Origin of the sequence: Protofrankia sp. Cas3, assembly GCF_963555955.1 — a bacterium.
In the GTDB taxonomy this organism is placed as follows: domain Bacteria; phylum Actinomycetota; class Actinomycetes; order Frankiales; family Frankiaceae; genus Protofrankia.
Window position 1 is genome coordinate 2,465 of the sequence record NZ_CAUVXP010000250.1, and the last position, 3,602, is coordinate 6,066.

Sequence of the window (3,602 nt, forward strand, 5' to 3'; positions counted from 1 at the left end):
GCCCTTTGGCCCTCCAGTACGGAAATCAACTCACTGGGGATCAGGCGGACCGGTCGTGGCGGGGGTCGGCAGGGCTGGGGGCTGCAGGGATGCGGCACGCACAGACGGACCGCGCGCAACGTCCATGGGCCGTGCAAGCGCGGCCATGCTGCGGCGGTAACCCTCCACAGTGATCAGCGCTTCGGGCCGGCGTTCCGGGCGTGAACGCAAAGCGAGCCAGACGAGGGTGACAAGGACGGCGATCGGTGGGATGAGCAGGAACCACATGGCGGCCTCGGCGTCGAGACGGGGGAAGAGGGAGGCGAAGCCCATGGTAGAGGCCACGTTCAGCACGCGCCTACCCACTCCGACGAACCGTCCAGAAACACCTGGCGCTTCCAGATCGGAACCTGGGCCTTGACGTCGTCGATCAGTTGACGACACGCCGCGAAGGCCTCGGCGCGATGCGGGGCCCCCACCGCAACGACCACGGCGATATCACCGATACCGAGCAGGCCGATCCGGTGGGTGACAGCCACTGCTTCTACCGCGTGAGCGGCGGCCACGGTGGCTGCCACCCGTTCCAGCTCGGCACCGGCCCGTGGATGGGCGGTGTACTCCAGTTCGGCCACGCCATGCCCGCCATCGTGATCGCGCACCGTGCCGATGAAGACGGCGACGCCACCCACGCCTGGCCCCCGTACGGCGTTCAGGCACTCGTCGACCGACAACTCCGGTTCGCGGATCGCCACAATGACAGCCTGGCCGGTACGGATGTGGCTCACAGGTCCGACCGTAGGGTATCCGCGCGACCGGCGTCATCGTCATCAGCCGAGGCCCGGGTGGGCGATCCCGACCGTTGCGGTGGCCGTATCGTGATGTCGTTTCGGCATCAGCGGGAAAACGCACTACCGTTGGTGCATGTCCGGATCCATGGGCCACGGGCCTCACGTCACATCCTCCCGGCTGGGACGCCGACCATGAGCGACGGCTTCCCGTTCGGGTTCACCCCGGGCGGATCGTCCCCGGCCGGCGGCTCCGGTATGCCGTTCGGAACCGGAGCTCCGTTCTTCGCCGAGCTCGAGCGCCTGCTGGCCTGGCACGACGGGCCCGTGAACTGGGAGCTCGCGCGACAAGTCGCGGTGCGTACGCTCGGCGACGCTGACCGCGCCGTGTCCGACGCCGAGGTCGAAGACGTCCGCCAAGCGGTCCGGCTCGCCGACATCTGGCTCGACCCGGTGACGACGCTACCCGCCGGAGCGACCACCGCCGAGGGATGGACGCGTGGCCGCTGGATCGAGGTGACACTGCCCGTCTGGCGGACGCTGTGCGATCCGGTGGCCACGAGGGTCGCCGACGCCATGCGCGGCGGAATCTCCAGCGGACTCGCGCAGATGGGCGATGCGGGCGGTGGGCTGCCGCCTGAACTTGCCGCACAGATCCCGCCAGGCATCGACCTGAGCCAGCTGGCGGCCGCAGGCGGGCCGATCATGCAGATGGTCAGCCAGGTCGGCGGGATGTTGTTCGGCGCTCAGGTCGGCCAGGCGATCGGCCTGCTCGCCCGTGAGGTCGTCTCCTCCACCGATGTCGGGCTGCCGCTGAGCCCACCGCGCACAGCCGCGCTCGTCCCGGCGGGTGTCGAGGCGTTCGGTTCGGGCCTGGGGATCGACACCAGCGAGGTCCGGATCTACCTGGCTCTACGCGAAGCGGCGTCCCAGCGCCTGTACGGCCATGTCCCGTGGCTCCGCGCGCACGTCCTCGGTGCGGTCGAGGAGTACGCCCGAGGTATCGCGGTCGACTCCGAAGCGGTTTCGCGGGCGATGGGGATGATCGACCCGACCCGGATCATGGATCCGGCGAGTCTGCAGGAAGCACTCGGTGAGGACGTCTTCGACGAGGCGACCACACCTGAGCAGACCGCGGCGCTGGCACGCCTGGAGGTGATCCTCGCCCTGGTCGAGGGCTGGGTGGAGAACGTCACCGACACCGCCGCCACGAAGAACCTGCCCGGTGCGTCCAGGCTGCGGGAGATGGTGCGCCGCCGCCGCGCCGAGGGTGGGCCAGCCGAGCAGACCTTTGCCACGCTTGTGGGCCTCAACCTGCGCCCGCGCAAACTGCGCGAGGCGGCCACGCTGTGGCGGGCCGTGGCAGACGTCCGGGGGATCGACGGACGCGATGCCCTGTGGGCACACCCCGATCTGCTTCCGAGCGCCGATGATCTCGCTGACCCGCAGGGTTTCGCCGCGGGCGACACCAGCACGGTGGGCGACCCCATCGCGGAACTGGAGCGGTTGCGCGACACCCCCGCCCAGGAGGAGCCTCCCCGGCCGCAACCACCGGACGACGCAGGTCCCGCCATTGATCCGCGTGGCGGTCGTTGACCGCCACCGCTACGCAGCCATAGCTTGGCGGACACGAAGTCCCCGGTCACCGGCGGACCCTCCAGAAGGGGAAGCTGGAGAGCCCGGCCGCGTGCCGGGGGCTTCTCACCGATCGTCAGATCGCGTGCCCGGAGGCCGTAGGCCCCACAGCACCGGCCAAAGGGCGCGCGACGATCGTCAGATCGCGTGCCCGGAGGCCGTAGGCCCCACAGCACTCGCGGGGGCGAACGACGGCGGGCGTCGGTCGAGCTGCGCCTGGATCCCCTCAGCCGCCTCGCCGTTGGCCATGGTCGTGGCTTGGGCGAGCGCTTCCCACTGCAGGATCCGATCGAGATCGTCGGCACCGCTCAACGCGACCTTGGCCAGTCTGGTCGCGACCGGCGCGGCCTCGGCGATCCGCACCGCGGTGTCCACCGCGGTCGCGACCAGGTCGGCGGCGGGCACCACAGCGTTGACCAGGCCGATCGCCGCAGCCTCCCGGGCGTCGACCATCCGGCCGGTGAAAATCAGCTCTCTGGCTCGGACCGCACCGACGACCTCGGGCAGCAACCGGGTGGCCGCCATCCCCGGATGCATGCCAAGGCGGGTAAAAGGCGCGCAGAAGGTGGCGTCCACCGAGGCGAAACGCAGGTCGCAGGCAAGCGCGAGACACAACCCGGCGCCCACCGTGGCACCGTTCACCGCCGCGATCGTGGGTACCTCCACCGCTCTGATCTTCAACCAGGTCCGGTAAAAGGTGAGCATCTTCGCACGCAACTGCTCGGTGCCGGCCGCTCCGCTCGTCCGCGGGTCGACCCAGTCGAGGTCACCACCGGCGCAGAACGCACTGCCCTGTCCCGTTACGATCACTGCCCGCACATGCGGATCGGTGATGATCTCGTCCAACGCCGTCGACCAGGCCTGCGTGAGTGCCACGCTCATGGCGTTGCGCCGCTCGGGCAGAGCCAGTGTCAGCAGAATGACACCATCCGCGGGACGTTGGACAAGCAACGGTTCGGACACGATCGGCTCCTGGTGTCGCGGAAGTCGTCGGGATGCGGACGTCGCCCGGCGCCGCCGGAGCGGTCGTGGACCCGCCAGGCTGGCCATCCCGGACTTTCCCGACCCTAACCGAAGGCGGCGCTACCGTCGCTCGCGCGCCGCCGGAGGCTCCCGGGCGCCCTTCCCGTGCCCCAGCAGAGGGCACGATCACCGAATCCGACAGGATGGCGTCGGGTCGGCCATTCGGGCCGGCCTTCTTCC

At 70.0% G+C, this 3,602-nt stretch carries 4 protein-coding genes; 1 reads left to right on the forward strand and 3 read right to left on the reverse strand.

Going from position 1 to position 3,602, the window contains the following annotated elements:
• Window positions 1-30 precede the first annotated feature (30 nt).
• Together U9983_RS26450 and U9983_RS26455 are read right to left on the reverse strand one after the other, a co-directional pair.
• Window positions 31-312 carry a hypothetical protein gene (locus tag U9983_RS26450; RefSeq protein ID WP_322756613.1) on the reverse strand — a complete coding sequence of 94 codons (282 nt, stop codon included), beginning with the start codon at window positions 310-312 and terminating at the stop codon, window positions 31-33.
• Window positions 313-326: 14 nt separating this feature from the next.
• The gene (locus tag U9983_RS26455) at window positions 327-764 is read right to left on the reverse strand and encodes a molybdenum cofactor biosynthesis protein MoaE (RefSeq protein WP_322756614.1); all 438 of its coding nucleotides are present in this window, start codon (window positions 762-764) and stop codon (window positions 327-329) included.
• Between the two features lie 195 nt (window positions 765-959).
• Here U9983_RS26455 and U9983_RS26460 point away from each other — a divergent pair, with 195 nt between their 5' ends.
• Window positions 960-2,360: a zinc-dependent metalloprotease gene (locus tag U9983_RS26460; RefSeq protein ID WP_322756615.1), complete on the forward strand. Its 1,401-nt coding sequence runs from the start codon at window positions 960-962 to the stop codon at window positions 2,358-2,360.
• 177 nt (window positions 2,361-2,537) lie between these two features.
• Here the strand turns inward: U9983_RS26460 and U9983_RS26465 are convergent, their stop codons facing one another.
• The gene (locus tag U9983_RS26465) at window positions 2,538-3,362 is read right to left on the reverse strand and encodes an enoyl-CoA hydratase/isomerase family protein (protein WP_322756616.1); all 825 of its coding nucleotides are present in this window, start codon (window positions 3,360-3,362) and stop codon (window positions 2,538-2,540) included.
• Between the last annotated feature and the right edge of the window lie 240 nt (window positions 3,363-3,602).